The 26,832-nt window shown below is 66.6% G+C and carries 29 protein-coding genes, 1 tRNA gene and 1 pseudogene; 19 read left to right on the top strand and 12 right to left on the bottom strand.

What is annotated here, in order from left to right; genetic code table 11:
- The first annotated feature begins 12 nt into the window (after window positions 1–12).
- The 3 genes from QSK37_RS39825 (at window position 13) to QSK37_RS39815 (ending at window position 4,196) form a co-directional block, all read left to right on the top strand.
- Window positions 13–2,154, top strand: coding sequence for an ATP-binding protein (locus QSK37_RS39825; protein ID WP_285631669.1), 2,142 nt, complete (start codon window positions 13–15; stop codon window positions 2,152–2,154).
- Between the two features lie 74 nt (window positions 2,155–2,228).
- Window positions 2,229–3,527, top strand: coding sequence for a hypothetical protein (locus QSK37_RS39820; protein ID WP_285631665.1), 1,299 nt, complete (start codon window positions 2,229–2,231; stop codon window positions 3,525–3,527).
- Window positions 3,528–3,914: 387 nt separating this feature from the next.
- Entirely contained in the window at window positions 3,915–4,196 is a 282-nt protein-coding gene (locus QSK37_RS39815; protein ID WP_285631663.1) for a DUF7660 family protein, read from the top strand.
- Window positions 4,197–4,326: 130 nt separating this feature from the next.
- Here QSK37_RS39815 and QSK37_RS39810 read toward each other — a convergent pair whose 3' ends face one another.
- Genes QSK37_RS39810 through QSK37_RS39800 form a run of 3 tightly spaced genes read right to left on the bottom strand, consistent with a single transcriptional unit; the run spans window position 4,327 to window position 6,876 of the window.
- Complete coding sequence (locus QSK37_RS39810; RefSeq protein WP_285631660.1) at window positions 4,327–5,145, bottom strand: phosphotransferase; 819 nt, start codon at window positions 5,143–5,145, stop codon at window positions 4,327–4,329.
- A gap of 37 nt (window positions 5,146–5,182) precedes the next feature.
- A complete protein-coding gene (locus tag QSK37_RS39805; RefSeq protein ID WP_285631657.1) occupies window positions 5,183–5,914 on the bottom strand; it encodes an HAD family hydrolase in 732 nt (243 codons plus the stop codon).
- Window positions 5,911–6,876: a hypothetical protein gene (locus tag QSK37_RS39800; RefSeq protein WP_285631654.1), complete on the bottom strand. Its 966-nt coding sequence runs from the start codon at window positions 6,874–6,876 to the stop codon at window positions 5,911–5,913. The genes QSK37_RS39805 and QSK37_RS39800 overlap by 4 nt, the downstream gene beginning before the upstream one ends.
- A gap of 239 nt (window positions 6,877–7,115) precedes the next feature.
- On the opposite strand from QSK37_RS39800, the gene QSK37_RS39795 reads away from it, so the two are divergent.
- The 4 genes from QSK37_RS39795 (at window position 7,116) to QSK37_RS51920 (ending at window position 8,567) form a co-directional block, all read left to right on the top strand.
- The gene (locus QSK37_RS39795; protein ID WP_285631651.1) at window positions 7,116–7,382 is read left to right on the top strand and encodes a hypothetical protein; all 267 of its coding nucleotides are present in this window, start codon (window positions 7,116–7,118) and stop codon (window positions 7,380–7,382) included.
- Window positions 7,379–7,597 carry a hypothetical protein gene (locus tag QSK37_RS39790; protein ID WP_285631648.1) on the top strand — a complete coding sequence of 73 codons (219 nt, stop codon included), beginning with the start codon at window positions 7,379–7,381 and terminating at the stop codon, window positions 7,595–7,597. The genes QSK37_RS39795 and QSK37_RS39790 overlap by 4 nt, the downstream gene beginning before the upstream one ends.
- Window positions 7,594–8,073 carry an ATP-binding protein gene (locus tag QSK37_RS39785; protein ID WP_285631645.1) on the top strand — a complete coding sequence of 160 codons (480 nt, stop codon included), beginning with the start codon at window positions 7,594–7,596 and terminating at the stop codon, window positions 8,071–8,073. The genes QSK37_RS39790 and QSK37_RS39785 overlap by 4 nt, the downstream gene beginning before the upstream one ends.
- 116 nt (window positions 8,074–8,189) lie before the next feature.
- Window positions 8,190–8,567 (top strand): helix-turn-helix domain-containing protein, encoded by a 378-nt coding sequence (locus QSK37_RS51920; protein ID WP_432705644.1) that lies wholly within the window; start codon window positions 8,190–8,192, stop codon window positions 8,565–8,567.
- 15 nt (window positions 8,568–8,582) lie between these two features.
- On the opposite strand, the gene QSK37_RS39770 is transcribed toward QSK37_RS51920, so the two are convergent.
- From QSK37_RS39770 to QSK37_RS39760, 3 genes are all read right to left on the bottom strand, one after another.
- Window positions 8,583–9,923, bottom strand: coding sequence for a hypothetical protein (locus QSK37_RS39770; RefSeq protein WP_285631642.1), 1,341 nt, complete (start codon window positions 9,921–9,923; stop codon window positions 8,583–8,585).
- Window positions 9,898–10,806 carry a phosphotransferase enzyme family protein gene (locus QSK37_RS39765; RefSeq protein WP_285631639.1) on the bottom strand — a complete coding sequence of 303 codons (909 nt, stop codon included), beginning with the start codon at window positions 10,804–10,806 and terminating at the stop codon, window positions 9,898–9,900. Before QSK37_RS39765 ends, QSK37_RS39770 begins: the two co-directional genes overlap by 26 nt.
- A 104-nt stretch (window positions 10,807–10,910) precedes the next feature.
- Window positions 10,911–11,291: a GntR family transcriptional regulator gene (locus QSK37_RS39760; RefSeq protein WP_285631636.1), complete on the bottom strand. Its 381-nt coding sequence runs from the start codon at window positions 11,289–11,291 to the stop codon at window positions 10,911–10,913.
- A 128-nt stretch (window positions 11,292–11,419) separates the two neighbouring features.
- On the opposite strand from QSK37_RS39760, the gene QSK37_RS39755 reads away from it, so the two are divergent.
- From QSK37_RS39755 to QSK37_RS39715, 8 genes and pseudogenes are all read left to right on the top strand, one after another.
- A complete protein-coding gene (locus tag QSK37_RS39755; RefSeq protein WP_285631633.1) occupies window positions 11,420–11,764 on the top strand; it encodes an SCO3933 family regulatory protein in 345 nt (114 codons plus the stop codon).
- A 34-nt stretch (window positions 11,765–11,798) separates the two neighbouring features.
- Window positions 11,799–13,112, top strand: coding sequence for an FtsK/SpoIIIE domain-containing protein (locus QSK37_RS39750; protein WP_285632106.1), 1,314 nt, complete (start codon window positions 11,799–11,801; stop codon window positions 13,110–13,112).
- Between the two features lie 71 nt (window positions 13,113–13,183).
- The gene (locus QSK37_RS39745) at window positions 13,184–13,429 is read left to right on the top strand and encodes a hypothetical protein (RefSeq protein ID WP_285631630.1); all 246 of its coding nucleotides are present in this window, start codon (window positions 13,184–13,186) and stop codon (window positions 13,427–13,429) included.
- Window positions 13,426–14,118, top strand: coding sequence for a DUF2637 domain-containing protein (locus QSK37_RS39740; RefSeq protein ID WP_285631626.1), 693 nt, complete (start codon window positions 13,426–13,428; stop codon window positions 14,116–14,118). Before QSK37_RS39745 ends, QSK37_RS39740 begins: the two co-directional genes overlap by 4 nt.
- Window positions 14,119–14,131: 13 nt before the next feature.
- Window positions 14,132–14,464: a hypothetical protein gene (locus QSK37_RS39735; RefSeq protein ID WP_285631623.1), complete on the top strand. Its 333-nt coding sequence runs from the start codon at window positions 14,132–14,134 to the stop codon at window positions 14,462–14,464.
- 233 nt (window positions 14,465–14,697) lie between these two features.
- Window positions 14,698–16,049, top strand: a pseudogene (locus tag QSK37_RS39730) (replication initiator).
- The gene (locus QSK37_RS39720) at window positions 16,046–16,225 is read left to right on the top strand and encodes a helix-turn-helix domain-containing protein (protein ID WP_285631615.1); all 180 of its coding nucleotides are present in this window, start codon (window positions 16,046–16,048) and stop codon (window positions 16,223–16,225) included. The pseudogene QSK37_RS39730 and the gene QSK37_RS39720 overlap by 4 nt, the downstream one beginning before the upstream one ends.
- On the top strand, window positions 16,225–17,460 hold the full coding sequence (locus tag QSK37_RS39715) for a site-specific integrase (RefSeq protein WP_285631612.1): 1,236 nt from the start codon (window positions 16,225–16,227) through the stop codon (window positions 17,458–17,460). The genes QSK37_RS39720 and QSK37_RS39715 overlap by 1 nt, the downstream gene beginning before the upstream one ends.
- Window positions 17,461–17,528: 68 nt before the next feature.
- On the opposite strand, the gene QSK37_RS39710 is transcribed toward QSK37_RS39715, so the two are convergent.
- The 3 genes from QSK37_RS39710 to QSK37_RS39700 all read right to left on the bottom strand — a co-directional run bounded on the left by QSK37_RS39710 (window position 17,529) and on the right by QSK37_RS39700 (window position 20,090).
- Window positions 17,529–17,601: transfer RNA gene (locus tag QSK37_RS39710), tRNA-Thr, on the bottom strand.
- A 66-nt stretch (window positions 17,602–17,667) separates the two neighbouring features.
- Entirely contained in the window at window positions 17,668–19,173 is a 1,506-nt protein-coding gene (locus tag QSK37_RS39705; RefSeq protein ID WP_285631609.1) for an alpha/beta hydrolase, read from the bottom strand.
- Between the two features lie 68 nt (window positions 19,174–19,241).
- Entirely contained in the window at window positions 19,242–20,090 is an 849-nt protein-coding gene (locus tag QSK37_RS39700; RefSeq protein ID WP_285578225.1) for a PSP1 domain-containing protein, read from the bottom strand.
- Between the two features lie 201 nt (window positions 20,091–20,291).
- Here QSK37_RS39700 and QSK37_RS39695 point away from each other — a divergent pair, with 201 nt between their 5' ends.
- The 3 genes from QSK37_RS39695 to QSK37_RS39685 all read left to right on the top strand — a co-directional run bounded on the left by QSK37_RS39695 (window position 20,292) and on the right by QSK37_RS39685 (window position 24,183).
- The gene (locus QSK37_RS39695) at window positions 20,292–23,012 is read left to right on the top strand and encodes a lectin (protein WP_285631606.1); all 2,721 of its coding nucleotides are present in this window, start codon (window positions 20,292–20,294) and stop codon (window positions 23,010–23,012) included.
- 68 nt (window positions 23,013–23,080) lie between these two features.
- A complete protein-coding gene (locus QSK37_RS39690; RefSeq protein WP_285578223.1) occupies window positions 23,081–23,452 on the top strand; it encodes a DoxX family protein in 372 nt (123 codons plus the stop codon).
- The gene (locus tag QSK37_RS39685) at window positions 23,449–24,183 is read left to right on the top strand and encodes an SDR family oxidoreductase (RefSeq protein ID WP_285631603.1); all 735 of its coding nucleotides are present in this window, start codon (window positions 23,449–23,451) and stop codon (window positions 24,181–24,183) included. The genes QSK37_RS39690 and QSK37_RS39685 overlap by 4 nt, the downstream gene beginning before the upstream one ends.
- A gap of 18 nt (window positions 24,184–24,201) precedes the next feature.
- Here the strand turns inward: QSK37_RS39685 and QSK37_RS39680 are convergent, their stop codons facing one another.
- Window positions 24,202–24,675, bottom strand: coding sequence for a MarR family winged helix-turn-helix transcriptional regulator (locus QSK37_RS39680; RefSeq protein WP_285631600.1), 474 nt, complete (start codon window positions 24,673–24,675; stop codon window positions 24,202–24,204).
- Between the two features lie 51 nt (window positions 24,676–24,726).
- Here QSK37_RS39680 and QSK37_RS39675 point away from each other — a divergent pair, with 51 nt between their 5' ends.
- Window positions 24,727–25,287 carry a YbhB/YbcL family Raf kinase inhibitor-like protein gene (locus QSK37_RS39675; RefSeq protein ID WP_285631597.1) on the top strand — a complete coding sequence of 187 codons (561 nt, stop codon included), beginning with the start codon at window positions 24,727–24,729 and terminating at the stop codon, window positions 25,285–25,287.
- 12 nt (window positions 25,288–25,299) lie between these two features.
- Here the strand turns inward: QSK37_RS39675 and QSK37_RS39670 are convergent, their stop codons facing one another.
- Both QSK37_RS39670 and QSK37_RS39665 read right to left on the bottom strand, forming a co-directional pair.
- Window positions 25,300–26,109 carry a fructosamine kinase family protein gene (locus QSK37_RS39670; RefSeq protein WP_285631594.1) on the bottom strand — a complete coding sequence of 270 codons (810 nt, stop codon included), beginning with the start codon at window positions 26,107–26,109 and terminating at the stop codon, window positions 25,300–25,302.
- Window positions 26,106–26,582: a low molecular weight protein-tyrosine-phosphatase gene (locus tag QSK37_RS39665; RefSeq protein WP_285631592.1), complete on the bottom strand. Its 477-nt coding sequence runs from the start codon at window positions 26,580–26,582 to the stop codon at window positions 26,106–26,108. The genes QSK37_RS39670 and QSK37_RS39665 overlap by 4 nt, the downstream gene beginning before the upstream one ends.
- Window positions 26,583–26,832 lie beyond the last annotated feature (250 nt).

Genomic DNA, 26,832 nt, shown 5'->3' with positions numbered 1-26,832 from the left:
AGAGAGTACCCGATGACCTTGACAGGACAAATCGGACTGGGTTCCCAAATTGCGGCGGGCAGCAGTCCACTGACGCCGTTGTTGACGAACGCGGTGCTCGTTGGTGGCATCTATAATTTGGATTACGAAAGCGCCGTCGTCGTCACAAACGACATCGACAAACGACGAGCCGGAGGCATACCCAAGAACGGCTTCCTACTGGCTGCCGGCCCTCAGAGGCCAATGGAGCCGATCGCGATGCCTTTGGATGAGGATGAGGTGATTCTCCTCCGGGTTCGTTCCGTTGCAGACCTACCTAACCAGCTCGATCTTGTGGCCATCCGGATGGAGGCTATGAGGGATGCCTATGAGAAGGGCGAACCTCCGGCGTCTGAAGCGATTTCTGATCGGCTCACACAGAAGAACATGCAGTACTCGGCGTTCCGGTGCGACGTACTCGGCACCTTCTATCCCGACACCCTAGCGGGACACAACTTCGTTCAGTGGGGCGCAGACATCGACACGGTCTACTCCGCCAGCCGGTACTTCGTTTACTCGCCTAGCCCTGAAGCCTTGTCTTACATCGCGTCATATCCTCAGCGCAACGAAGACGAGGTAGCCAACAACAAAACTCCCGACCTGATCCCAATCGGTGTCGTCCGCTATTCGGCCACCCGCAGGCGTGCCATTGAACGAGGCTATGACAAATGCCCTGTGAAAGTTCGTGTTACAGACTTTATCTCCCGCAAGACCGCGGTATTCGGTATGACTCGAGTTGGCAAATCTAACACTAATAAGACGATTGCCACAGCAGTATTCGAGCATGCCGCGAAGACCAAGAGGCCAATCGGACAACTAATCTTTGACCCTCAAGGCGAATATGCGAGCGTGAACAAGCAGGATAATACCGGGCTGCGTCTGCTCGGCTTGGGAACGGAACTCGTAAAGATCTATACGATGCGCCCCGACTCTGATAATGATCAAGAATACCCCCTTGCCATTAATTTTTATAACACTAAGCAACTGCCGCTGGTGTGGGAGTTGATCCTTGACGCCCTATCTGAGGAAAACACATCCTACGCCAATGCATTCAAATCGGCTAAGATCTTCGAGCCCGAGCGAGGCGACTTCACCGCTGGCACCACTGGCGACCGTGAATACTGGGGCGCGGTGGACGATGCCCATAAGGGATGCCTGGCGTTCTACGCCACTTTGTCAAAGGCTGGTTTTATTTCCGGAGCGTCTCACAGATTCTCTGTGCGCTTCAAAATGGCAAAAGCCATGCGCGAGAAACTATTGCAAGACTGTCCTGATGTGTTTAGTGACGTCAATACTAAGACGGGTGCATGCAAAGTCGACAGCCCCGGACAGGCCAAGCAAATTGTGCGTTGGATATCTGACCGCCTGACAGAGGAAACAGCCGGAACGCTGGATTCTCGCTACGGAGGTATTGATTTTAACTCCTGGCGCAACTGTACGCCATTCAATGCTATCCGAGAAGTTTTTGACGAATCCCGCGGAACTGTAGTAATTAACAAGATCCGTCGACTGTCCGACTTCCATGATCCCGCCGCGACCGGTGAGGTATCCGACCTTGTCTGGGACGACCTCGTCGCCGGACGGCTGGTGATCATAGATCTGTCCGTGGGAAGTCAGGAAGTATCGAAGATGCTCAGCGAGCGACTCGTTTTTCGCTTGCTGGACAAGGCCAGCGAAAGGTTCCGGCGTAACCAGGACAACGTTCCAATTCAAATTATGGTAGAGGAAGCACATAATCTGTTTGACCGCGCCAAACTCGGAAAGTCGAGCGTCAGCGACGACCCATGGGTGCGACTGGCCAAGGAAGCAGCGAAATATGACATCGGCTTGATTTACGCTACCCAAGAGGTCAGTAGTGTCGACCAGCGCATCCTGTCCAACACCTCTAACTGGATCGTTGCGCACCTGAACTCAGATGTAGAGACTCGCGAGCTAAGCCATTACTACGACTACAGCATCTTCGCGTCCGATATCCGCTCTGCGGAAGATCGAGGCTACGTAAGGATGAAGACTTTCTCCGGAAAGTACATCGTGCCCACGCAGGTCGCTAAGTTCGATCACGCGATGATCAACCGTGCACGTGTAGCCGCCGGGCTGCCCGAGGTCGATGGCCAAGGACAGGTTGTGGCGCCCTAATGCCCTACGATCGCGAGTTTGCGCCTCGGCTGGGACATGTGCCAGCTGCCTCTAGTGCTGCCATCCAGCAGGCAATGACGCGGTGGACCATACCAGCCGTTACAGCAGATGAGAACGAGATAGAGAAGCGCATCCTCCCGCTCACGAGTCTGACTGTTGAAGAGTCTCGCCCAGCCCCTAAATTCGCTTTCGCGTTCGACGGCTCGGACGTGGAAATTCCAGCCCGTGAACAATATCCGTCCGTCACGGTAGGATTTCTCAAGGTCGGAGGAGCTCTCGTCGACCTCGACAAGTTTTTCAATTCGGACGATCACGGATTGGTCGATCCACGCAAGCTGCGAAAAGCTATGGACGCACGGTCCATTCAGGCAGTCCTGCCTGGCAGTATGATTGTCAGGCCCGGTATGACCGGCATCGAGACCTGGCGGCTGGAATTGGACCAAATGTTCCGCTCCAACGGCTTCAACGAATCGGGGCAGACCTACTCTCTGCATGACGCTCTGCTGACGATGCATGGCACGCCCGGCTCACCTGCTCAATCCATTGAAATCGGCAAATGCCCGGCGTGCGGAGTTCCCAATGTCACAGTGGCCGCCGAGGACGCGAAATGTTCGGATTGCTCCTCGGCGCTCTATATCACTGACGTATTGAGAACCCACGATGAGTTCGCCGAGTCCGGGTCCAACATCGTCCCCTTCACTCGCGTCATGAACGCAGCCGAGCGGTTTCTCTCGATCGGATATATCGATTGGCTCTACACCCATGCCCCTGCAGCACTTGCGACCACCCTATTCATCCAAGATGGACCACTAGCCTTCTACGGAACCACAGCCCCTCTGCTGCGCCGGTGGCTCAATTATTGGTGCGCGTTGAATACTGAGCTAACTCGGCGCGGACACCTTCCTCCACTTGTAGTCGGCGTCGAGAAGAGCGGCACCTTCGTCGAGCACGCTAACGCGATCGCCGACCACATCCCTAATGGCCATTTAATGGGTTTGGACAATCACTATATCCAGACTCGCATTCGGGCCAAAAACCCCGAAAAATGGTACGGCCAAGACGAGTTCTACGGACGCCGCTTCTTCTACAAGACCTTTACCGGGCGAATGCTCGTGGTGACGGTTCCTCGAGTACCGGAAGGCACGCCATATAACGACAGCAAAAAACCGGGGAAGCCGCCGGACTGGCACGCTAACCCTAAACAATATCCGACGCTTAGGGCAACACTCGAAGCGCTCGACAGGGTACAGACGAGAATGTATCCCAACGCCGTTATCCCGGTTGCGTTGGCGCATGAGGCAGTCGCACTACCCCTGGGGACTGGCAGTCACGTCCTCACATTGATGGCAAAAAAGGCTCTCGGTCTGCCGTGACTGATTTGGCCAGGCGCGAAGCCCACTGTGGGACGGATAGGGGAATCGCGGCCTTGTGAATCTTCTGCCGGAAGCACTGGCGCAGCGTAAAGATCGACATATCCAGTGATGGGCGCTTCCGCTGGCTGCATTCTGTTTCGCCAACGCGAGGCGGTCGGCCGGTTCGGGACGGGTCGGCCCGAAGAGGCCGCACGCCCGGCCCGAGGACCGGTCGGCCGCCGGCGGCCCGCGTAGCGGGTCGCCCTTGAAGACGTAAGGAAACTACTCACCGATCGGCGATCGGGGTCGGTGGTGCCTTCCCTTGTCGTGTCCCGGTCCGGTCTCGGTTGAGGCTTGACAGCTCCGCAGAGGGCCTGATCGATTTGCCTCGAAAGGTGGAGTGATCACGTGAGTAGTCCCTACGACACTGGCCGGTTCGCCGAGGTCGACGGCCTCGACCAGGTCTCCTCCCGCATCGATGCTGCCGGCATCGTCAGCCAGATGCTCAACGACCTTCGCACGCATCCAACAGATTGGGAGAACCCCACGCTGGAGCGCTTCCTCGACGCTCTGGCTGCCTCTCTCGAAGTTCTGCCCGGGGTCTACGCCCACCGTGGTGAACAGTTCCCCGCACAGCCGACATGGAAGCTGCTCGCCGAAGCGCTGTTCATGGCCAGCGGCTACGAGTAGCCGCCCCCCACGCTTCAGTCCCCTAGCTCGCCTGTCAAACATCACCTGGGACGGAAACGTCAAGCTCGGGTGGGACTAGGAGGGGCGGCGCCTTCCTGTGTCGGGTCCTCGTCTCGGGGGTGGTCAGCTCCTAGACTCGCGCGACGTCGGCTACTGCTACCCATGCCCTGGTTCGCTCAGCGTCGATGCCGATCTGGCGGGAGAGACGCTCAGCGATGTCCCCCGGCCGGGCTTGCCCGGCGATCTTCAATGCGGCGACAGCGGCATCGTATTCGACTTCCCCGCTCATGCCGCGAGGATCGATGAGCATCAGTCCATTGCCACCGATAAGGATGTTGCCTGACGAGGCATCGCCGTGGCAGAGACCATCTTTCCCACCAGCACGCAGGTCTTTGAGGATGGCCAGAGCGTTCCGGCGCTGGTGGAGCGGTGCGACGCTCCTGTTTGGTGCCAGGTCGGCCAGGTCGTCGTCTTCAAGCCGGCCTTGTAGCCAGTCGGCTAGTGAGGGCATCGGGCACGGGGCCGGTTGACCGACCATCGGCCGGAGCATGGCCGCCAGAGCGGCGGAGGCGTCCGGGCCGGGGCGGCAATCAGTGAGGTGATCACCAGGGCGAACGCGGTCCATGATGACCCACGTCCCTGTGGTCGTGGAGACGACTTCGTGGACCTTGGGTGCTATCCCGAGTGATGCGAGCGTGCGAGAGACCATCGCCTGCTGTGGGCCGGCAGGGTCAGGGCTCGCGCGCATGATCAGGGGTCCGGTTGGGGTGTCTGACGCGACGACGAACCCGTACCTGGCGGGCATGACAGTCCGGGGTGTTGCGCGGTAGCGGGTGCAGATGGTGGACAGTTCGCGTTCGGCGCTGGTGCCCCATTCCGCCGCGCCGTCCGGCCAACGGTCGGCCACAGCGCGGACCACATCGGCCGGTATTCGCAAGCGTATGTTCATCTGTCGTCCGGTGCGCCTGTGCGGTGGCGCGGCAGGACTACCTGCGCCGTCGTCTGCCAGCGGCGTTCGAATCCGCCGCCTGGTGCTCGCTGAGGTGCGGGAGGAGTTCGGCCATGTCGGTGATGATGGCGTCGGCACCTGCCGTGGTGAAGCGCTCGTGCTTGCCGGGCTTGTTGGCGTAGCCGATGCTGAGCGTCCCGGCGTTGCGGGCTCCCTCGATGTCGCTGAGGGAATCGCCGATCAGTACGCATTCGGCGGGGTTGGCGGCCAGTCCCCTGACGGCACGGTTGATCAGCTCCGGGTGGGGCTTGAGTAGCCGCGGGTCGGGGTCAGTGCGCCCGACGATGGCGGTGAAGTACGGAGCGAGGCCGTTGGCGGTGAGGTAGTGGGTCACGGCCTGGCAAGAGTTGTTGCTGACGGCGGCGATGCTACGGCCGTCCTCGTGCGCCGTCTGGATCACCTGGCGGACGTGCGGCGTGGCGGTGGCCGACTCGGCGGCCCGAACCTCCATCGTGCGCAGTTCGTCATTGACCTCGCGAGTGAGTTCGGGGCTGAGAGTGGCGGCGAAGCGCAAGACGTCGAACGGGTCGCGTGAGGCTGCGGCTCCAGCGGACAGTTCGATGCCGCATTCGATCACCAGCTCGCGTAGGTGAGCGGCGACTGTTGGGGCAGGGAGGCCGGCGAAGATGCTGCAGATGGGGCCGTCGAAGTCGAACAGCAGGTAGCGGCTGCGGTTCATGACGTCGGCCAGGGTGGTGCCGTGGGTCATCCGGTGAACTCCCGGCTGATGGTCTCCCACACGGTGGTGAACCACTGGCGGGCCTGGGTGACGTACTGGGCACCGACCGGTGAACCGTCGTGGACGGTGTAGCGGAACAAGCTGGCTTCCTTCCCCATCAGGTCGTACACGGGATGGGCCGTGCCCTTGATCTTCACCTCATGGTGCCGGATCGGGTAGAAGCCGAAGAAGGCTTCCTCGTTGTTGAGGACGTACAGCTTGAACAACGGCGGGACACCGTGAACCCGGATCTCCGCGCGGGCGTTCTCGACCATGCCCAGGTCGGACAGCTCCTCGACTGAGTCCAGGATGGCTTGGCCGTGGCGGAGCATGATCCGGCCGGCGCGCTGGCGGAACTCCGGGTCATCGGACAGGTCCTCACTGCTGCATGGGACCGCCATCGGGGCGGAGGTGTCGGGGACCAGCATCCTCACCGTCAAGCTGCGGGGCTTGAGCTGGCCGGCGCGGATCTTGTCCAGCGGTTCTTGTATGACGCCGTGGAGGGTCTCGCCGGAGAAGCCGAAGAAGTCGATCACGACGTGTTCGCGATCGAAGGCCTTCTCAACGTACGGACGGATGCTGATCGGCGACGACGCGATCGCCGTCTCTGGCAGGGCCATTCCGGCGGGCACGATCGGGCCGGCCTCGCCGGCGGGCGGGTCGGTCTCCGCGGTGCCGGGCTCGAAGAGCTGGTCGGCGGTCCAGCCGGGGCACATCTTCTCCAGTACGCGGCAGTGGTGGGGGTAGGGCAGGCCTTTGAGTTCGCCGGACAGCCAGCGGTGGAACTGGGCGCGGCTGGGCCAGGTGCCGACCAGCTCGGGATCGATCTTGCGGGCGACTCGGTCGTACTCGCGGCAGAAGGTGCTGTGGGTCTGTAGGTGTTTCTGGCGGAGTACGGCTTTGAGGCGTACGGGCTCCGTGGCGGTGTTTTCGCTGGCCTGACCCTGTGGCATTTCGCGACGGTAACACAGACGAGCACTAGACGAGACAAGGCGAGCACAAGAAGCCTCGGTGGGGACTCCGGCGGTATCGAGACGTGACACCACACGTCGGCAGTGTCGTTCCCGTAAGAACCGGCAGGGCCGATGGCACGGGGCAAGGGCGTCACCGCTGAGGCTCCCCGACTTCCCCCCGGGGGGAGCCGGCGAGGGTTTCGTGTCACCGGTCCTGCCTCCACCACCGGGAGGCGGACATGGCGTGGGACATCGGGCCGGAGCTACGCGCCCTGGCCGTCCTCTGCAAGGAACTGAACGCGGTCGGGGTCGGCTCGGAGATGCGCGACGCCTTCCCCGGCCTGGCGGTGCGGACCTCCACCCCCGGTGCATACATCTACGTCCTCATCAGCCCCGACGGGGAGCGCTACGTGTGGGACAGCGAACCCCACCACCACCCGGTCAGCGACGCACCCGGAGCGGCCGAGCAGATCAAGGCGTACCTGCGTGCGGAGGCATGCCTGTGAACGCCCACGACGACCTGACCAGCGGTTCCCCGATGAGAAAGAAGCCGATGGCACTTACCGAGCGCGAGCGTCAGATTCTGCTCGCCGAACTGAGCGAACTCGCCGACGAACTCACCGAGATCGCCACACAGCTCGAAGCGCTGCACAAGCGGACGAGCCAGATCATCGATCGGGTCGCCCCTCGCTCGTCTGTTCGTCTGGTGCGTCCGGCATGAGCAGCAGAGACGCGGCGGCCGGGTCGGCGGGTGCCGCGGAGCGGCTCCGGTATCGGTTCCCGCTTCCTCCGCACCCCATCGCCGCCGAACAGGCGCGCATCGTGGCGCGCCTCGCCTTGGCGGACTTCGGCATGGATGCCGTGATCGACGATGCCTTACTCATCGCGGTGGAACTCGTGGCGAACGCCGTGAAGGTCGGCGAGGTCTTCCACCTCACCCTGACCCGCCAGAGCGGTGCCGTCCTGATCGAGGTCTCCGACAGCAGCGAAGCCGCACCCGAGCGCCAGCGGCACTCCTTCGACCGCGTCGACGGCCGCGGCCTCCTGCTGGTGGAGGCGTGTTCGAAGGACTGGGGTTGGCGGCTGGAGACGACCGGCGGCAAGACAGTGTGGGCGCTCCTCGGTGACGTCGAGTCCTCCGCCTCCCCGATGAACCCCCTGCCCCCTGCGAACGTGCCAGCGGCCGACCCCTCATGAACTCTCGGTCCTGAGCACGGTGGCCGCCATCGGCGTCCCCCGATGCCCGGCGACCAGGCGCCCGGCTCAGGGTCGGGTCCACCCCGCAGAACCTGTCTCGAAGATCAAGGTCTCCCATGCCTGACGTCTCCCCCGAACTTGACGACCTGCTCAAGCCCCGCGAGGTCGCCGAGTTGTTCGGTGTCCGCACGACCACGATCGCCCGCTGGGCACGCGAGGGGAAACTCTCGCCCCTGCGCACGCCCGGCGGGCATCGGCGCTACAGCCGGGCCGCTGTCCGGCAGTTACTGGCTGAGCAGGCGGACCCGCACGAGGTCGAGCGGCAGATCGCCGAGGACGCGGCTCGACTGTACGAGCAGGGCTGGAGCATCCGTCAGGTGGCAGAGAAGTTCGATCGCAGCTACGGCGCCATGCGCCGCCTGCTGCGCAAGCAGGTGACCTTGCGCAACCGCGGCGGAACCTTCACCGACATCTATCCCGAAGACAGAATCTAGTGGCCAGACCTCGCGTCATCCTCGCTGCTGCTTTCGGTTTCGTATCACCTGTTGCAAGTAAAGAGAAAATGCGAGCACCGCACCGATCGCCATCACCGCGATAACCGTTAGGTAGACCGGCAGATAGTGATGGTCGAATATCGAGCGGTTCGGGTTCACCTCGTTCGCATTGATCCCGAAGTAGGCGAGAATAATACCGGCTGGGACTGCGACAGCCGAAAGGAAGCCGATAGCCACGCCCCATCTGAGGCGTCGTTCCTCGTCAGCACGGCGCTCGGCGCTCTCAATGGAGGTGAGCTCAGCGCTGATGGCCCTTCCCAGGCGTTCCAGCATACGACTCACGGTTTCCGCCTTCGCCAGTAATTCCATCGAGTCGAAGAGCGCCTTGTGGAAGTTTTCGACTCGCAAGGACGGTACAAGGAGCCCGAGGTCAGCGGGCGCCTCGACACTATAAGACAGTTCGATCTCAAGGCCCTTGAGGTTATCCGCAATGCGTTCGAGCGCCTTACGGCGGCTCTGCACCGACCTACCGTCCCGGATGGGCGACCTGAAAAGGCTGACGTCCTGATAGGCCGCGTGCCGGATCTCTCGTAGCTCAGCGGCTGCCGCAACTCCCTGGACAGCGGAGAGGAAAATGGTGTTCTGGATGAAATCGGCGTGGCCGCACACGACGCTGACGTAAGGGCCTACCGCGGCAAGCCAACCGGGCCGACGATTCAGCTCGTCCGGGTAGCAGATGACGCTGTGCTCCTTGTTGTACGGCAAGTCGGCGCGGTAGACCAAGTGCTGCATGACTTCCTCGCACTCGTCAGGGGCCGGCGGATCACCGAAGACCAGCTGATGCCGTTCAGGAAGAAGGTCTTCCTCATACACCGCGTCGCCGTCAAGCGAGGCCATCATGCGTTGAATCCGCTGGTTGATCAGCACGTCCTCGACATGAACGTCGCAGAAGTAGCAGTCCTCAAGCAGGTCGGTGACGTCGCCGATCTCGCAGTCCACGTCGAGGCTCAAGGCCGCGACGACCCTGCCGGACGGAAGGTTGAAAAGCCAGGCTGTGGCACCCGTCAGGGTGGAGATGTGCGGCCACCGTTTGACACGGATCGCCTGCGGGTCGAGGTCTTCGTGGAGGAGCACACGTGGGAGCTGCTCTTCGGCAAGTCGATAATTGCGCTCCAAGCGCCACAGCCGGAGGTGATCCCCCAACGCACCCGCCGAGAGTGTCGGATCAACCCGCCAGGACGTCGCGTAGACGTTCGTGATGCGTACGGTGGTGCGCTTGACCGGCGGGTCGGCGCCGGCCGCAGAAGACGGGTGGACGAGGGGGGTTGGCTTAGAAGAGACGCCACCGTCGCTCAAATTCAGACTCCCGAAGTGACGACAGACGAACGTTGAATTCTTCAGCGATCGCCGGATCTGTATTCACATTCTGCATAAGCCAGGTCGTCATACCCAGCTCTCGAACCTGCCGGAGAGTGCGGTAGCCAGACCATTCCCGGACGTCAAAGCCATAGATGTCCACGAACTCCCGATACTCCTCCTCGGGCAGGCCGTATCGGTCCACGGCAACAGCCGTGGGGAGGAGATCCCACTCGCGGGGACCGATCGAGACACCTTCGTAGTCCGACAGGACGACCACGCCGTCGTCGATGAGGAGATTCCCGGTGTAGGCGTCGGCGTGGATCGGGCCACGCGGTAGCGCGTAGTCGAGATTCTTAACCTTCTCGGCCAGTTCGGCGTTACGAGCGCTGAGGAACTCCCGGGCATCGGCATCGATGCCGGTCGCCGCTGAAATCCGTTCCTCCACCTTCGCCCACGACGAGGGATCCATGGCCGGCAACTCACACGGGCAATCCTTCGCGCCGTGGAAGGCGAGAAGCAGGCGTGCCAGATCAGTGCGATCCGGGCCCCTATCCCCACCCCGAGGACCGCTGACGGCGCGCCAGAAGGTGACCGGGTGCCCCTCTATCAGCAACGGTTGGTCTGCTACCTCGTGAACCTTGATGGTGGGAACGGCCCTCCGCTCCAGCCACCGAGCCACGCACAGCTCACGCCGCGCCGTATCCATACGGGCCGCTGACCGCGCTATTCGCACGACCACCGGGTCATGCGCCAAGCGGTAGATGGCGTTCTCCCCGATCCGGAGCAACCGCGCGCCGTCCGCGGAGAGCGCTGCCGCCCGTGACGCCGCCTCCACGATCTGCTGAAGCGAGTCGGAGTCAAAGGCGTTCGCTTGAGGCACGTGCCTCAGGATCTCGATACGGCAGCAGCTCGGTCAAGGCGTGAGGCCCGGCCCACCGCCAAGCGAGTCACAATGCCACGCCGCGCACCGCTACCGGGACACACCTATCGGCCGAGGTCCTTAGTCCTCTCGTCTAGCTCGTCCAGACGCGCACCGATCCTCTTGACGACTGCTTTCAGCTGTTGGAGCTGCGCGGAGATGATCTCGAACTCCTCACTGTGTTCCTCAGCCTCGTCGCCGGCCTCGTCCGGGGCCGCCAGGACGATGCTTGGGCTCCCCTGCCGAGTCTGTATGAGCCCTTCGTCCCGCAGCGCGGCGATGGCGTTGCTGATCGTCATCTTCGCCACGCCGAACCGCGTCGCCAACTCCGCGACGGAAGGCAGCGGGTCTCCCACCGCGTATCGCCCGGATGCGATGTCGCGACGGATGTCGTCGGCGATGCGGACGTACTGCTTGCGGCGGTCTACGGGCCGGGGATTTCCCATGTCAGCCAGTGTACGCCGTCCATCTAGGTCTCTAGGTGCATAGGAAAGATTCGGCCAATTGCTTGACTGTCTCACCTATCTAGCTATCCTAGGTAACTAGAACAGCTAATCCACTGGAGGAACAGTCCATGCTCAACATCCCGATCCCGATCGACACCACCAAGCTCACCTTCGTCTGCGTCTCCGCACCCCGTCCCCGACTACTCGACAAGGACACCGGCGAAGTCAAGGTGGACAAGCAGGGCCAGACCGTCTTCCAGGTCGGCCTGTCCGTCTCCGAGAACGACTCCGGGCGGGTCGAGCTGATCAACGTCAACGTCTCCGGCGACCCCGGCCTGGCCGTGGGCCAGGTCGTCGAACCGTCCGGGCTGGTCGGCTTCGCCTGGCAGCAGACCCGCGGTGGCGAGACCCGGTGGGGCATCTCCTACCGGGCCGTCTCCTTCGCCTCCGTCGCCGTCCCGGCCGCCGCCTGAGGTAGGGCAGACGGTGACCAACGCGATGTACGCCATGCTCGGGCTCTCGGTCGCTTCGGCGGCCGGGGTCTGGGCCTGGCGCCACTGGCTCCCGCGCTCCTTCTGGTACGCGGTCGGCTTCCCACTCAAGGCCGTACGGGTCTACCTGACCTGGCGGCACGTGGCCTACGGCTGCACGCTCACCCGCAAGCGCCGCGCCTGGCGGCTGTCGCTGGAAGCCGTCCCCGGCCTGCGTACGGCCTCCGCCGTCATCCACGAACGGCGACGTGTCCGGCGGGTCGACATCGAACGCGCACCCCGGCTCGGGCTGCTGCGGCCGACCGTCCTGGGCTGGCGCGTCCGAGTTCGTCTGCACGATGGGCAGATCCCGGACGACTACGTGAAGGTCTGCGATCGACTCGCGCATGCCTGGCGCGTGTACGCGGTCCGGGTGGTCGACTCCGCGCCCGGCTCCGTCACGCTGCTGGCGACCATGAGCGATCCGCTGATCGGCGTCGACGTCTCACCCGAGACCGGTGAGTTGCTGACGGTGCGGCCGGGCCGGCTGGAGAACGGCCGGGACTGGGTCATCGACTTCCGTACGGTGCCGCACTGGCTGAACGCGGGCGCGACACAGTCCGGCAAGTCCAACCTGGCCAACGCCATCATCAAGGGTCTGGCGCCCCAACCCGTCGCCCTCGTCGGCTTCGACCTCAAAGGGGGAGTGGAGTTCACCCCGTACGCCCCGCGCCTGTCCGCGCTGGCCACCACCCGCACTGAGTGCGTACGGCTGCTCGATGACCTGGTGGGCGTGCTGACCGACCGGATGCGAATCTGCCGCGAGGCGGGCGCACGCAACGTCTGGAAGCTTCCGGAACAGGTACGGCCGGTGCCGATCGTGGTCCTGGTGGACGAGGTCGCCGAACTGTTCCTGATGGCCGACAAGAGCGAGAAAGACGAGATCGCCAAGACCGCGACCGCTCTGCTGCGCGTGGCGCAACTCGGCAGGGCCTTCGCCGTCTACCTGATCGTCTGCGGTCAGCGCATCGGCTCCGACCTCGGCCCCGGCGTCACCGCCCTGCGTTCACAGTTGTCCGGACGGATCTGCCACCGCGTCAATGACCCCGAGACCGCCAACATGACGCTGGGCGATATGGACCCCGATGCCCTCGACGCGGCACGCGCCATCGCCGCCGAGACACCCGGCGTCGCCATCATCGCCGGACAAGACGGCACCTGGCACCGTGCCCGCTCGGTGTACGTGAGCGAAGAGGACGCCGAAGCCGCCGCCCGCCAGTACGCGAACCTCACCCCCGCGTGGGCGGATCTGGTCGCCGTCGACACCGTGCCGCCGCTCAAGGCCGCATAACCCCAACTCACTCAACCGGCGCCCTGCGCCAAGTCCTTAGCCGAGCCATGTCTGAAACCGAGGTGATCGCCATGACCAACGTGATTCCGCTCCGTCCCGTCCGCCGTCCTCGCCGTCCTGCCGCCCGTCCTGGCCTCGTCCCCGTCTCCGTCGAGTGGGACGAAGGACGCGGCCTGTACGTCACGGCCTGCGCGCGCTGCTGCGAGTCCGCGACCCTGCACCACCTGGCCGACGCCGACACCTGGGCCGAGACGCACCACTGCGACCCCGAATTGGCCGCGCTCCTCGCGGTCGTCCTGGACCAGGTGGCCGCGTGAGCACCCGCCGGAAGGCCGCCGCGGTGGCGGTCGACTCCGGGCCGGTCGCCGTCCTGGCCGGCATCGCCGGAGCAGGCTCGTTCACCCATATCCGCGACACCGCCAACGAACACGGCCAACACGGACCCATGGCCTGGGCCATCGCCGTCTGCATCGACCTGACCTGCGTCATGGCCGCCCGCGAACGCCAACGCGACAAGCGAACCGGCCGCACGACCCGGCGGGTGTCCTGGCCTGCGCTCGTCCTGACGGGCGGGGTGCTGCTGTCGCTGGCGGCCAACCTCGCCCAGGCCGAACCGACCGTATGGGGCTGGCTGACAGCGGCGACACCGGCCGGGGCGTTCCTGGTCGCGGTCTCGATGCTCGAACGCCGCTCGACCGGCCGCCGTCCCGCATCGTCCCCGGTCGTCCTGTCGTCCCCGATCCCGCCGTCCTTCGGCAAGCCGCAGGACGAGCGACAGGACGAGTCCGAGCCGGAAACGCCGCGTCCGGGCGAACTCGTCCCCGTGCCCGACGAGCCGGCGTCCTCCGTAGCTCCTGCTGACTCGCTGGTCGCCTACGCCCGCCGGGTCGCCGACGAACACGAGACCCGGCATGGCCGCCCCATCACACGGGATGCGCTGCGTGCCCGGCTGGGCGTGTCCAACCAGCTCGCCTCGGACCTTCTTCGCCAGATCCGCACTGCCTGAAAGGGAACCGTCCATGACCCACCGCACCGAGTTCATCAACGGCCTTCACGCCCTCGCCGACTACCTCGACACCAACCCCGCCGTGCCAGTCCCGGAGTTCCGCACTGACGTCCTGGTACACGCCCACGGCACCGACGCGGCAGCCTTCGCCGAGGTCGAGCGGGTCGCCGCGCTGCTTGGCGTCCCGGTCTCGGACGACACCGCCCGGGGCGGCCACTACAAAGCCATCCGCACCTTCGGCCCGGTCGAGTACCGCTGCATCGCGATCCCCGTGGCTGTCATGGCCGTACACCGGGCCGGCCAGTCCTACGCCGAATCGGTCGTCCCGGACACCGAAGCGGCCTGATGGAACCCGAGCACTACCAGTGCTGCACCTGCGGCGGCACCGGTCTCGACAGCTACGGCGACACCTGCGGCCACTGCGAGGGCCTCGGGTTCTGCTGACCCGCTGAAGCGCCCCCGGCGTGGTCGTACAACCGCCAAGCCGTCCGCCACGTCGGGGGCCATCCGTACACATCACCACTGCGAGAGGACTCGCCCATCTTGCCGAACCCGCTGACCCGACACGCCATCAACGGGATGGTCGCCCGCTACAACGACCCGCACTATGACCGCTGGGCCGCCCAGATCCGCCACACCGGAGGATGCACACAGCCCGTCCACCTGCGCGGAAAGGTCGAATACCGCGACCCGCTCAACGGCGCCCTCCTCCACCGCTACACCACCGCAAACGAACCCGGCGGCGTCCTGCGCGTCGCCTGCAAGACTCGGCGCGCGTCGCGCTGCCCGTCATGTGCGGAGACCTACCGGGCCGACACCTACCAGCTCATCCGCGCGGGCCTGGTCGGCGGCAAAGGCGTTCCCGCGGAAGTCGCCGAACACCCAGCCGTCTTCCTCACCCTGACCGCGCCATCGTTCGGGGCTGTCCACAGCCTGTGCATGAAGAACGGCCAGGTTCTGCGCTGCCGCCCACGCCGTAAGGGCGGCACATGCCCGCACGGTCGCCCGGTGGCCTGCAACGAGCGGCACAGTGCCGATGATCCGCGGCTTGGTGAGCCGATCTGCCCCGACTGCTACGACCACACCGGCTCAGTGCTGTTCAACGCTCTCGCGCCGGAGTTGTGGCGGCGGTTCACCATCCGGCTGCGCCGCGTCTTGGCTCGCAACTGCGGCCTGAGCGTCAAGGAACTCGGCCAGGTGCTGAAGGTCTCCTTCGCCAAGGTCGCCGAATACCAGCGACGCGGCGTCGTCCACTTCCACGCCATCGTCCGCCTCGACGGGCCGGACGGACCCGCAACGCTCCCGCCCGGCTGGGCGACCCTCGATGGACTCGCCGAGGCCATCACCGAGGCGGCGCGTCACGTCACCGTGGCCACGCCCGAGGCGGCCGAGTTGCCATCGCTCACGCTCGCCTGGGGTCGCGAACTCGACATCCGGCCCATCACCGCAAACGGCGACCTCACCGAGCAAGCAGTGGCCGGCTACGTCGCCAAGTACGCCACCAAAGCCGCCGAATGCGTCGGCACCCTCGACCGCCGTGTCAGGCCCACCGATGATCTCGATCAGCTCGACATCCGGCCCCAGCTCGGCGACTGATCGCTGAGTGTCTGCGACTCGGCTCACTACCCGAGTTGGAGGATCTGCGGCTGACCGCCTGGGCTCACATGCTCGGCTTCCGGGGTCACTTCTCCACCAAAAGCCGCGCCTACTCCACCACGCTCGCCACCCTCCGCGCGGCTCGCGCCGAGTACCAACGCACCGAACACCCCGTCACCACCGGACGCCTCCCCTTCGACGACGACACCGTCCTGGTCACCTCTCACTGGGCGTACGTCGGCCAGGGCCTGACCACCGGTGAAGCACTCCTCGTCGCTGCCATCACCGCCACCCGACTACCCGTGACCGCACCACCGGAAGGGCTCGCCGCGTGACAAAGCTCCTGCTCACCGTCCCCGAAGCCGCCACAGCGCTCGGCATCTCCCGCAGCAAGCTCTACGAGCTCATCAAGGCCGGCGCCATCGCCTCACTCCGCATCGACGGCTCCCGGCGCATCCCGCACCGCGCACTCACCTCCTACATCGACCAGCTCATGGAAGAGGCCGCCTGATGACCACGACTCCGAACGAGCCGAACAACCGCAAGCGCGCCAAGAAAGGCAAGCCCAAGCTTCGTGACGGCGTCATGAAGCGCGGTAGCACCTGGTCCTACGTCGTCCGCGTCAAAGATCCCGAGACCGGCGTGAGCAAACCGCGGTGGGTCGGTGGATTCGCCACCGAAGACGAGGCCAAGGCCGCTCGCGACGACGCACGAGTCAAGGCCCGTCGCGGCACGTACATCGACCGCAACGAGATCACCGTCGCCGACTACCTCGACCAGTGGCTGGACAGCCACGCCATGGAGATCAAGCCGGGGACGCTGGAGGACTACCGCAAGGGCATCCGCCTGTACGTCAACCCGTACATCGGCGGCCTCCAGGTCCAGGCCGTCCGCCCGTCCGCCATCACCAAGCTCTACCGTGACCTGCTGAAGGGCGGCGGTCGCAACGGTAAGCCGCTCGCGGTGTCGACCGTGGTCCACACTCACGCGATTCTGCGGCGTGCCTTCCGTGACGCGGTCGTGGTCGACCAGCTCATCGATAGCTCGCCCGTCGAACGCGCCAAGCGGCCACGCGTCCACCTGGCGGAGCCGGGCACCGTCTGGACCCCTGCCCAGCTCCGGAGCTTCCTCGACACCGCGCGTGGTCACCGCCTGTTCGCGTTCTTCCACGTCGCCGCCTACACGGGCGCACGACGCGGGGAATTGCTCAACCTCCGCTGGTCCGACGTCGACCTGGACGGCAAGCAGATCGTCATTACCGGCTCGGCCGGTGTGGTCGAAGGCGAGCGGCTCGAAGGCACGACCAAGAGCGGGAGGAAGCGCGTCGTCAGCATCGACGACGAGACCGTCAAAGTCCTGAGAGAACACCACCGCGCACAGGCAGCCGACAAGCTCGCGGCCGGCGACTCATGGCGCGGCGAGAAGAACGGCCACGTCTTCGCCACGGCCTGGGGCGACCCGATCTACCCGGACACGGTGACGGCGCTCCCCCGCAAGCTCATTAAGGCCCACAACCACCCGAAGGAAGGAAAGCCACCGGCCGACCCGCTCCCCTACGCGCGACTGCACGACCTGCGCCACATCCACGCCACGACGCTGCTCCTGGCGGGCGTCCCCGTCCACGTCGTCGCCGCGAGGCTCGGTCACGGCGACCCGGCGATCACGCTGAGGGTCTACGCCCACGTGATCCGATCCGCCGAGACGGCAGCCGCGGACGTCTTCGCCAAGGCCATCAAGGCGGCATAGGAGCGCCTGTTAGCAAAGGCGTTAGCAAAAAGGCCCCTTCCATGATCGGAAGGGGCCTTTGACGTGGGAGCCGCCTATCGGAATCGAACCGATGACCTATTCATTACGAGTGAATCGCTCTGCCGACTGAGCTAAGGCGGCTTGCCGCACCGCAGCGCGACGCCCGTTGAGTCTACCGGGTCTCAGGCACTCCTCGTGCACCCGTGGCTAGTGGCACATCGTGTTCTTCTTCGGGGTGGCTGTGGAGATCAGGTAGCGGTCCACGGCGCTGCTGATGCACGGGTTGCCCTGGAGGTAGGCGGTGTGGCCGTCGCCGTCCAGGCTCAGCAGCACGCCCGAGTTCAGCTGGGACGCCAGGGCCTGGGCCCACCTGTACGGGGTGGCCGGGTCGCGGGTGGTGCCGACGACCACGATCGGCTTGGAACCCTGGGCGTGTAGCGGGCGGGGCTGTTCGTGGCTCTGGACCGGCCAGTAGCCGCACGGCAGCGTGCCCCACACCACGAACTGGCCGAACAGCGGGGCGGCCTTCTTGGCCTTGGCGGCCTGGTCCTTCCACGCCCCCAGCGAACGTGAGTACGGCTTGTCCACGCAGTTCACGGCCATGTTGGCTTCGCTCTGGTTCGAGTATGAGCCGTCCTTGTTGCGTTCGACCAGCAGGTCGCCGAGGCGCAGCAGTGTCGTGCCGTCGCCCTGTTCGATGCCGCTCTTCAGGGCGAGGCGCAGGATGGGCCAGGTCTGCTTGTTGTACAGCGCGGAGGCGACGCCCAGCTCTACCAGGGACTCGTCCACCACGCGGCCGTCGCCCAGGCCGTTTTTGAGTGGCTTCTTGTCCGTCTGGGCGAAGAACCGCTGGAGCCGGGTGAGTGCCTGGTGGACCGAGCCGTTGCCCAGCGGGCAGTCGTTGGCCTTCACGCAGTCGGCGGCGAACGCGTGGACGGCCGTGTCGAAGCCTTTGGCCTGTTCGATGTTGACCGCGTCGCCGGACAGCTTCGGGTCGATCGCGCCGTCGAGGACCATCGCGCGTACGTGCTTGGGGAACAGGTCGGCGTAGTACGCGCCGAGGTACGTGCCGTACGAGGCGCCGTAGTAGGTCATCCCCTGGTCGCCGAGGGCGGCGCGGAGGACGTCCATGTCCTTGGCGGCGTTGATCGTGCCGACGTACGGGAGCAGGGACGGGATGCGGGTCTTGCAGTCGTCGGCCCAGCCCTTGCTGACCTTGACCAGGTCGTTGACCTCGGCGGGGGTGTCCGGGGAGGTGTCGGTGGCGAAGAAGCGGTCGAGTTCTTTGCTCGTGAGGCAGCGGACCGCCGGCTTGGTCTGGTTGACGCCGCGCGGGTCGAAGCCGACGAGGTCGAAGTTCTTGCGCAGGTCGGCGCCGAACTGGCGGGCGCCCTCGCGGACGAACTCGACGCCGGAGCCGCCGGGGCCGCCCGGGTTGATCAGGAGTGAGCCCTTGCGCTGGCCCTCGGCGGGCAGGCGGATGACCGACATCGTGATGCGCTGGGCGTCCGGGTGGGCGTAGTCGAGCGGCATGTGGAGCGTTCCGCACTGGAAGCCGCCGCCGCAGTCGTGCCAGGAGACGTGCTGGGCGTAGTAGCGTGCGATGCCCTTCGGCGACGGCGAGGGTGCCGCTTTGGAATTCGGAAAGCCGGTGCAGGCCGCCGCGACGAAGGCCGCCACGGCCAGGCCGGTCACCGTACGGAACTTATTCACGCCGTCACCGTTCTTGTCGCCGAAGTGTTCTCCCTGGCAGCCTACGCTTGCGGACTGCCACAACATCGTTACCCAGCGTTCGGCGAGTCATCCTGATTGTCGCCGTAGTGATCGTCGTGCTGGCGGCGAGGCGAACAGACCGACGCCACCGGGCAGGCGCACTTGCGGCCGCCGTCGAGGCGTACGTTGACGGTGTCGGAGGGGACGTTGCGGCCGACGACCTGACCGTTGCCGGCGGGGGTGCCCACGCGCTCGCCGAGCCTGGGCATGCGCTCGTGGGCCTCGACGTACAGCGGGTGCTCGTACTTCAGGCAGCACATGAGGCGTCCGCAGGCGCCCGCGATGCGCAGCGGGTTCACCGGCAGGTCCTGTTCCTTGGCCATGCGGACCGACACCGGCTCGAAGTCCTTGAGGAACGTCGCGCAGCACAGGTCGCGCCCACACGGGCCGATGCCGCCCTGCAGCCGTGCCTCGTCGCGCGGGCCGACCTGGCGGAGCTCGACCCGGGCCTTCATCGACCGCGCCAGGTCGCGTACGAGGGCGCGGAAGTCGACGCGGTGCGGCGCGGAGAAGTAGACCCGGTAGACGTTGTCCTGGTCGAGGTAGTCGACGCCGATGACCTTCATCGGCAGCTCGTGCTTGCGGATCAGCTTCTTGGCGATCGAGCGCGACTCGGCGCGCCGGCGGCGGTTCGCCTCGTCGCGGGCCAGGTGCTCGTCGTCGGCGATGCCCTCGCAGACCGGCAGGCCCTCGACGTCCTCGGAGACGTACTGCGGGGCCCAGATGCACTCGGCCACCTCGGGGCCGGAGTCGGTCGGCACGAGCACCTTGTCGCCGACCTTCGGACTGTACGGGCCAGGGTCGAGGTAGTACAGACGCCCGTAGCGCGTGAAGCTGACGGCCATCATCATGCCCATGCTTCGCTCCGTCCCGTCGCCTCCCGCCAGCCTACGCGCCCCCGAAACGGTACGAAACGGTCCAATGGCCGAGTGGTGACAGATGTCTTGACTGGCCTTCCACAGCGGCGTACGAGTGGTCTGACAACGTTGTCATGAGCCCTGGTCCCCCTCCGCGAAAGGGCGCTCACGCATGGCCCTCCCCGTCTCCTCGGCCCGCTCGTGTCCGCCGGCACGCTGCTCGCCGCGTTAATCCTCCCCGCCCAGGCGGCTTCCGCCGCCGTCTCCGACCCCGCCTCCCTCGTCAACCCCCTCATCGGCACGGCCAACGCGGCGAACGACTTCCCCGGCGCCGACGTGCCGTTCGGCATGCTCCAGTGGAGCCCCGACACCTCCTCCCGCGCGCAGGGCGGCGGCTACACGTACAGCAGCTCCACGATCACCGGGTTCAGCCTCACCCACATGTCCGGTCCGGGCTGCGGGGCGTACGGCGACGTCCCGATCATGCCGACCACCGGCGCGATCAGTAACCCGGGCTCGACCAGTTCGTCCTACTCGCACGCGAACGAGTCCGCCTCGCCCGGCTACTACGGCGTGACCCTCGGCAACGGGGTCAAGACCGAGCTGACCACCACCACCCGCGGCGGGATCGGGCGGTTCACCTTCCCCGCCACCACCCAGGCGAACCTGCTGTTCAAGCTCACCGGCAGCCAGAACGGCGACTACGCGAACTCCTGGACCGCGGTCAGCGACACGGAGGTCGCCGGCTCGGTGACGAGCGGCCACTTCTGCGGCGCCGGCAACACCTACACGCTGCACTTCTCGGTCGTGTTCGACCAGCCGTTCAGCACCGGTACGTGGCTGGCCTCCACGGTCAAGGCCGGCGCCCGTACGACCTCGGCGAAGTCGACCACGACCACCACGCCCAGGCGGGCCGCCAAGAACGCCGCCGAGCAGCCCGGCAGGCCCACCCTGCACGGCGCCGAACAGGCGCAGCCCGCGCCGCTCGCCGACCCGAACGGGGCGTACCTGACCTTCAACACCACGACGAACCACGTGGTGAACGCCCGGATCGGCGTCTCCTTCACCTCGGACGCGAACGCCAAGGCCAACCGGGACGCCGAGGTGCCGAACTTCGACTTCGACGGCAAGCGCACCGCCGCCCGGGGCGCCTGGAACGACGCGCTCGGGAAGATCCAGACCTCCGGCGGCACCACCGCGCAGCAGCACGTCTTCTACACCTCGCTGTACCACGCGCTGCTGCACCCGAACGTGTTCAGCGACACCAACGGGCAGTACATGGGCTTCGACAACGCCGTGCACACGGTCGCCTCGGGCCACGCCCAGTACGCGAACTACTCGGGCTGGGACATCTACCGCAGTCAGGCACAGCTCATCGGCATGATCGCGCCGTCGCAGGCCGGTGACGTGGCCCAGTCGGCGGTCAACGACTACGCCCAGAGCACACGGCTGCCCAAGTGGGCGCAGGCCAACGGCGAGTCCTACGTCATGGTCGGCGACCCGGCCGACGCGATCATCGCCGACATCTACGCCTTCGGCGGCCGGAGCTTCGACACCGCGGCGGCCAAGAGCGCGATGATCCACGAGGCGACGGTCGCGAACAACGACCGGCCCGGCCTGAACTACCTCGACAGCCTCGGCTACCTGCCGAGCGACGGCTCCTACGACTGCTGCAACTTCTACGGGTCGGTCTCGACGACCCTGGAGTACAACACGGCCGACTTCGCCCTGGGCGCCTTCGCGGGCGCGCTCGGCGACACCGCGAACCAGCAGAAGTTCGTCAACCGGGCGCAGGACTGGAAGAACCTGCTCAACGCCTCCAGCGGCTTCATGCAGCCGAAGATCGCCAGTGGCGCGTGGACCGGCGGTTTCTCCCCGACGAGCGGCGACAACATGGTCGAGGGCACGTCGTGGCAGTACACCGGCATGGTGCCGTTCAACGTGCGCGGCCTGGCCGACGCCAAGGGCGGCAACGCCGGCATGGTCTCCTACCTCGACCACGTCCTCGGCGCGTACAACGGCAGCGGCGGCGACCACGCCGACCTCGGCAACGAGCCGAGCGTCGAGCTGCCGTGGGAGTACGACTACGTCGGCCAGCCGTGGAAGACCCAGTCGGTCATCCGCAACGTGCAGAACCAGCTGTGGCCGGACTCCCCGACCGGCTGGGGCGTCGGCAACGACGACCTGGGCACGATGAGCGCCTGGTACGTCTGGTCGGCGATGGGGATCTTCCCCGAGACGCCCGGCACGGCCGACCTGGCGCTGGGCAGCCCGCTGTTCACCCAGGTCGTGATCACGCTCAGCACCGGGAACAAGCTGACCATCAACGCCCCGCAGGCCGCGACCGACGCCCCGTACGTGCAGAGCGCCACGTGGAACGGCGGGAACTGGAACAACGCCTACCTGCCTCCGTCGGCGGTGACCAGCGGCGGCACGCTGAGCTTCACGCTCGGCACCGCCGCGAACACCTCGTGGGCGACCGCCGCCTCGTCGGCGCCGCCGTCGTACGCCGGGTCGGGCGGGTCCACCACGCACACCGGGCCGATCACCTCCGGGATCGCCGGCAAGTGCGTCGACGTGAAGAACAGCTCGGCCGCCAACAGCACGCCGGTGCAGATCTACACGTGCAACGGGACCAACGCCCAGCAGTGGACGGTGCCCGGTGACGGGACGCTGACCGCGTTCGGCAAGTGTCTCGACGTGACCACCAGCGGCACGGCGGACGGCACGAAGGTCCAGCTGTACCAGTGCAACAACACCGGCGCGCAGCAGTGGACCTACAACGCGACGGCCAGGTCGCTGACCAACCCCGAGTCCGGCAAGTGCCTGGACGATCCGAACAGCAGCACCACGGACGGCACCCAGCTGCAGATCTACACCTGCAACGGGACCGCCGCCCAGCAGTGGACGCTGCCCAACTGATCCCCCGCCGGGGCCGTCCAGGACCGCAGCGGCGTCCTGGACGGCCCACCGGGATAACGTGAGCGACCATGACATCCCGCTCCGCGCTCGGGCTCGCGGCGCTGCTCGCCGGCGCCGGCGTGACCCACTTCCTCCGGCCGCGTCCGTACGACGCGATCATCCCGTCCCGCCTGCCGGGCCCTCCGCGCGCCTGGACGTACGTGAGCGGCCTGGCCGAACTGGCCTGCGCGGCCGCGGTCGCCGCTCCGCGCACGCGCCGGGCGGGCGCGCTGGCGGCCGCGGGCCTGTTCGCGGGCGTCTTCCCGGCGAACGTGAAGATGGCCTACGACTGGCGGCACCGCGCGCTGCCGTACCGCGCGGTCGCGTACGGGCGGCTGCCCCTGCAGGTGCCGCTGGTGCTGTGGGGTCTGTCCGTGGCCCGCGACTCCGGTCGAGCATGAGCGTCGCGGTCGTCACCGGGGCCGGGTCCGGCATCGGGCGGCAGGTCGCGCGGGCCCTGCTCGACGCCGGGTACCGGGTGGCACTGGTCGGGCGGCGGGCCGAGCCGCTCCACGAGACGGCCGGCGGTTCCGATGCGGCCCTGACCGTCCCCGCCGACGTCGGATCGGCCGAGGCGGTGGCGGGTCTGTTCGCCGAGGTACGCCGCGTGTGGGGGCGGGTGGACCTGCTGTTCAACAACGCGGGGACGTTCGGGCCCGCGGGCGCGGCCGACGAGATCTCCGTCGAGGACTGGCGGCGTACGGTCGAGACGAACCTGACCGGCGCGTTCCTGTGCGCGCGGGAGGCGGTGCGGCTGATGAAGGAGCAGCGGCCCCGCGGTGGACGGATCATCAACAACGGTTCGATCTCCGCGCACTCCCCACGCCCCGGGAGCGTCGCCTACACCGCCACGAAACACGCCATCACCGGCCTGACCAAGTCGCTGTCGCTGGACGGACGGGCGTACGACATCGCCTGCGGGCAGATCGACATCGGCAACGCGGCGACCGAGATGACCGCGGGCATCGCCGAGGGGGCCCGGCAGGCGGACGGGCGGCTGGCGCCGGAGCCGACGTTCGACGCCGAGCAGGTCGCGCGGGCCGTGCTGTACATGGCGAGCCTGCCGCTGGAGGCCAACGTGCAGTTCATGACCCTGGCCGCGACGAAGATGCCGTTCATCGGCCGGGGTTAGACCGCCGGGCGAGGCGGCCTAGGTGTCGGCGAGACGGCGCATGATCCGCGCTGCCTCCAGCAGCGCCTGCCGCTCCGCGGCGGAGAGCTCGGCCAGGCGGCCGTCGAGCCAGTTCCGGCGTACGGCCAGGGCCGCTCGCGCGTGCTCCGCACCGTCCGGCGTCAGGTGGAACAGGACCCGCCGACCGTCGGCGGGGTCCTTCTCCCGTACGGCGTGGCCGCCGGCGACGAGCCGGTTCACGGTCTGGCTCATCGAGCTGGGAGAGACGTGCGCGCGCCGGCTGAGGTCGGTGAGGCTCTGCGGCCCGTGTTTGTGGAGCGTGGTGAGCACGATGACGGCCGCCTCACCCATCTCGCCTTCGCCGCGTTCGGACCGGAAGCGGCTGTAGATCCGCGCCACGGCGGTGCGCAGCTCGCCACCGAGAACCCGCACCTCGGCGAGGTCGTCCTCGCCGGATCCTCCGGACGTGCCGGCTGTTGCCTTCGCGCTCACGGTTCCTTAGTATAACGAAATAAAATGTTTCGTATTAAGAAATGTCGTCCCATGAAACTACTCGCACTGCTCCTCACGCCCCTTGGCCTCCTGCTGCGCCGCAAGCGCGCCGGCGGCGCCCACAGCATCCGCAACGCCCCGGAGCTGGCGACCTCCACCTCGCTGGAGCTCACCTCCCCCTCCTTCGCCCCCGGGGGCACCATCCCGCTGCGCCACGCCACCATGGACCTGGGGCCGAACATCTCTCCCGCCCTGGCCTGGAGCGATCCGCCCGCCGGCACCACCCGCATGCTCCTGGTCCTGGAGGACACCGACGTCCCCATCGCCAGGCCCGCACGGCACATGGTCGCCTTCTTCGGCCCCGAACCGGCTCACATCGGCGAAGGCGACCTCACCGCGGACAACCCGCGCTTCACGTACCTGCCGGTCCACCGAGGTCGCACCGGCTACCAGGGTCCGCGGCCCCTGCCCGGCCACGGCGTGCACCACTACACCTTCCACCTGTACGCGCTCGACACGGAACCCGCCGGGAACAGCCTCGACGACCTCCTGCCGCGACTGGCAGGCCACGTCCTGGCATCAGGGCACCTCGAAGGCACCCTGCGCGGCTGAGGCGCCGCGGTGCTACACGCGGCGGGCCGCGCTCAGGGCCTGGTCGCGGTAGGAGCCGCCGAACAGGACGACGTGGACGAGCAGCGGGTGGAGCTGGTGCAGCGGCACGCGGTCGCGCCAGCCGCCGGCCAGCGGTGACGCCTCGTCGTACGCGGCGATGATCGTCTCCAGGTGGGGCGCGCCGAACAGGGCGAGCATGGCCAGGTCGGTCTCGCGGTGGCCGCCGTGCGCCGCGGGGTCGACCAGCCAGGCGCGGCCGTCACTCCACAGGACGTTGCCGGACCACAGGTCGCCGTGGATGCGCGCCGGCGGCTCGGGCGGGCCCGCGGCGTCGGCCGCGCGGGCGGCGGCGCGTTCGAACTCGGCGGCGTCGCGGGCGGTCAGGGCGCCCCGGTCCACCGCCAGGCGCACGTACGGAAGGACGCGGCGCTCGGCGTACCACTCCGGCCAGTCGGTTCCGGCGGTGTTGTCGAGCGGGAGTTCGGCGATGTACCCGGGCCAGGGCGCGCCGTAGGAGTCCGCGCCCGCGCCGTGGACGGCGGCGAGCTCACGGCCGAACCGCTCGGCCGCCTCCGGCGTGGGCCGGCCGGTCTCGATCCACGGCAGGACGAGCGTGGTGTCGTCGGCGCTGATCACCTCGGGCACCGGAGCGTCGTCGCCGCTCGCGGCGAGCCAGCGCAGGCCGTTCGCCTCGGCCGCGAACAGCCCGTCGATCGCCTGCCGGGCCTGCTTGACGAACACGCGGCGGCCGTCCGGGAGGGTGCCCCGCCGCAGGCGCCATTCGTGGCTGGTGCCGAGCTCGGTGACGTCGGTGAGGTTCATCGTTCCTTGGCGGCCCGGCGTACGTGGTCGAGCAGGCCCGGGACGGCGGCCTCGATCTGCTCACGGACCTCTTCGAAGGCGGAGTCGCGGCTGTAGTACGGGTCGGCCACGTCAAGCTCCCTCGCGTCCGGGTCGAACTCGCGCAGCAACCGGATCTTGCGCCGCGCCTCCTCGTCGGGCGCCAGGCGGAGCAGGTCCGTACGGTGCCCCTCGTCGAGGGCGAGGATCAGGTCATAGCGGTCGAACCAGGCCACCTCGAACTGGCGGGCCCGGTGGGAGGAGCGGTAACCGGCCCGGCGCAGGACGGCCACCGTCCGCTCATCCGCGGAGTCGCCGACGTGCCAGTGCCCGGTGCCGGAGCTGTCCACCTCGACGTCGACCCCTTCCTGCTCGGCGTGGTGGCGGAAGATGTGCTCGGCCATCGGGGACCGGCAGATGTTGCCCGTGCAGACGAAGGTGACGCGGTACGACATGGGTGCCAGCTTAGGCTTCGTCCGGCCAGGCGAGCATGGCCTGGCCGGCGACGTCCGCCGGATCACCGGCGGCTCGGACCTTTGACGGCAGAAGTAAAGGGCGGCGACACGATCGTCGCCGCCCCTTCTTTCCGCAATATATGAATCAGGCGCTTACATGCGGAACGCCATTCGGCATCCACTGAAGCAGCGCGAGCGCCGCGAACCCAGCCATGAACAACTTGGCCTTCATTGGCCTTCTTTCTTCTTG

The sequence above is a fragment of the Actinoallomurus iriomotensis genome (genome assembly GCF_030269445.1).
Lineage (GTDB): Bacteria > Actinomycetota > Actinomycetes > Streptosporangiales > Streptosporangiaceae > Actinoallomurus > Actinoallomurus iriomotensis.
The sequence above is the reverse complement of the archived record's forward strand: the minus strand, read 5'-3'. Positions and strand labels throughout refer to the sequence as shown.

What these genes read in the sequence shown, in the direction of transcription:
- QSK37_RS39755 (WP_285631633.1), top strand. Translation starts at nt 11,420, where the DNA reads ATGCTCAACATCCCGATCCCGATCGACACCACCAAGCTCACCTTCGTC.
- QSK37_RS39785 (WP_285631645.1), top strand. Translation starts at nt 7,594, where the DNA reads ATGAGCAGCAGAGACGCGGCGGCCGGGTCGGCGGGTGCCGCGGAGCGG.
- QSK37_RS39810 (WP_285631660.1), bottom strand. Translation starts at nt 5,145, where the DNA reads ATGAACATACGCTTGCGAATACCGGCCGATGTGGTCCGCGCTGTGGCC.
- QSK37_RS39805 (WP_285631657.1), bottom strand. Translation starts at nt 5,914, where the DNA reads ATGACCCACGGCACCACCCTGGCCGACGTCATGAACCGCAGCCGCTAC.
- QSK37_RS39760 (WP_285631636.1), bottom strand. Translation starts at nt 11,291, where the DNA reads ATGGGAAATCCCCGGCCCGTAGACCGCCGCAAGCAGTACGTCCGCATC.
- QSK37_RS39665 (WP_285631592.1), bottom strand. Translation starts at nt 26,582, where the DNA reads ATGTCGTACCGCGTCACCTTCGTCTGCACGGGCAACATCTGCCGGTCC.
- QSK37_RS39735 (WP_285631623.1), top strand. Translation starts at nt 14,132, where the DNA reads ATGACCCACCGCACCGAGTTCATCAACGGCCTTCACGCCCTCGCCGAC.
- QSK37_RS39745 (WP_285631630.1), top strand. Translation starts at nt 13,184, where the DNA reads ATGACCAACGTGATTCCGCTCCGTCCCGTCCGCCGTCCTCGCCGTCCT.
- QSK37_RS39820 (WP_285631665.1), top strand. Translation starts at nt 2,229, where the DNA reads ATGACGCGGTGGACCATACCAGCCGTTACAGCAGATGAGAACGAGATA.
- QSK37_RS39795 (WP_285631651.1), top strand. Translation starts at nt 7,116, where the DNA reads ATGGCGTGGGACATCGGGCCGGAGCTACGCGCCCTGGCCGTCCTCTGC.
- QSK37_RS39750 (WP_285632106.1), top strand. Translation starts at nt 11,799, where the DNA reads ATGCTCGGGCTCTCGGTCGCTTCGGCGGCCGGGGTCTGGGCCTGGCGC.
- QSK37_RS39685 (WP_285631603.1), top strand. Translation starts at nt 23,449, where the DNA reads ATGAGCGTCGCGGTCGTCACCGGGGCCGGGTCCGGCATCGGGCGGCAG.
- QSK37_RS39690 (WP_285578223.1), top strand. Translation starts at nt 23,081, where the DNA reads ATGACATCCCGCTCCGCGCTCGGGCTCGCGGCGCTGCTCGCCGGCGCC.
- QSK37_RS39675 (WP_285631597.1), top strand. Translation starts at nt 24,727, where the DNA reads ATGAAACTACTCGCACTGCTCCTCACGCCCCTTGGCCTCCTGCTGCGC.
- QSK37_RS39715 (WP_285631612.1), top strand. Translation starts at nt 16,225, where the DNA reads ATGACCACGACTCCGAACGAGCCGAACAACCGCAAGCGCGCCAAGAAA.
- QSK37_RS51920 (WP_432705644.1), top strand. Translation starts at nt 8,190, where the DNA reads ATGCCTGACGTCTCCCCCGAACTTGACGACCTGCTCAAGCCCCGCGAG.
- QSK37_RS39670 (WP_285631594.1), bottom strand. Translation starts at nt 26,109, where the DNA reads ATGAACCTCACCGACGTCACCGAGCTCGGCACCAGCCACGAATGGCGC.
- QSK37_RS39800 (WP_285631654.1), bottom strand. Translation starts at nt 6,876, where the DNA reads ATGCCACAGGGTCAGGCCAGCGAAAACACCGCCACGGAGCCCGTACGC.
- QSK37_RS39700 (WP_285578225.1), bottom strand. Translation starts at nt 20,090, where the DNA reads ATGGGCATGATGATGGCCGTCAGCTTCACGCGCTACGGGCGTCTGTAC.
- QSK37_RS39825 (WP_285631669.1), top strand. Translation starts at nt 13, where the DNA reads ATGACCTTGACAGGACAAATCGGACTGGGTTCCCAAATTGCGGCGGGC.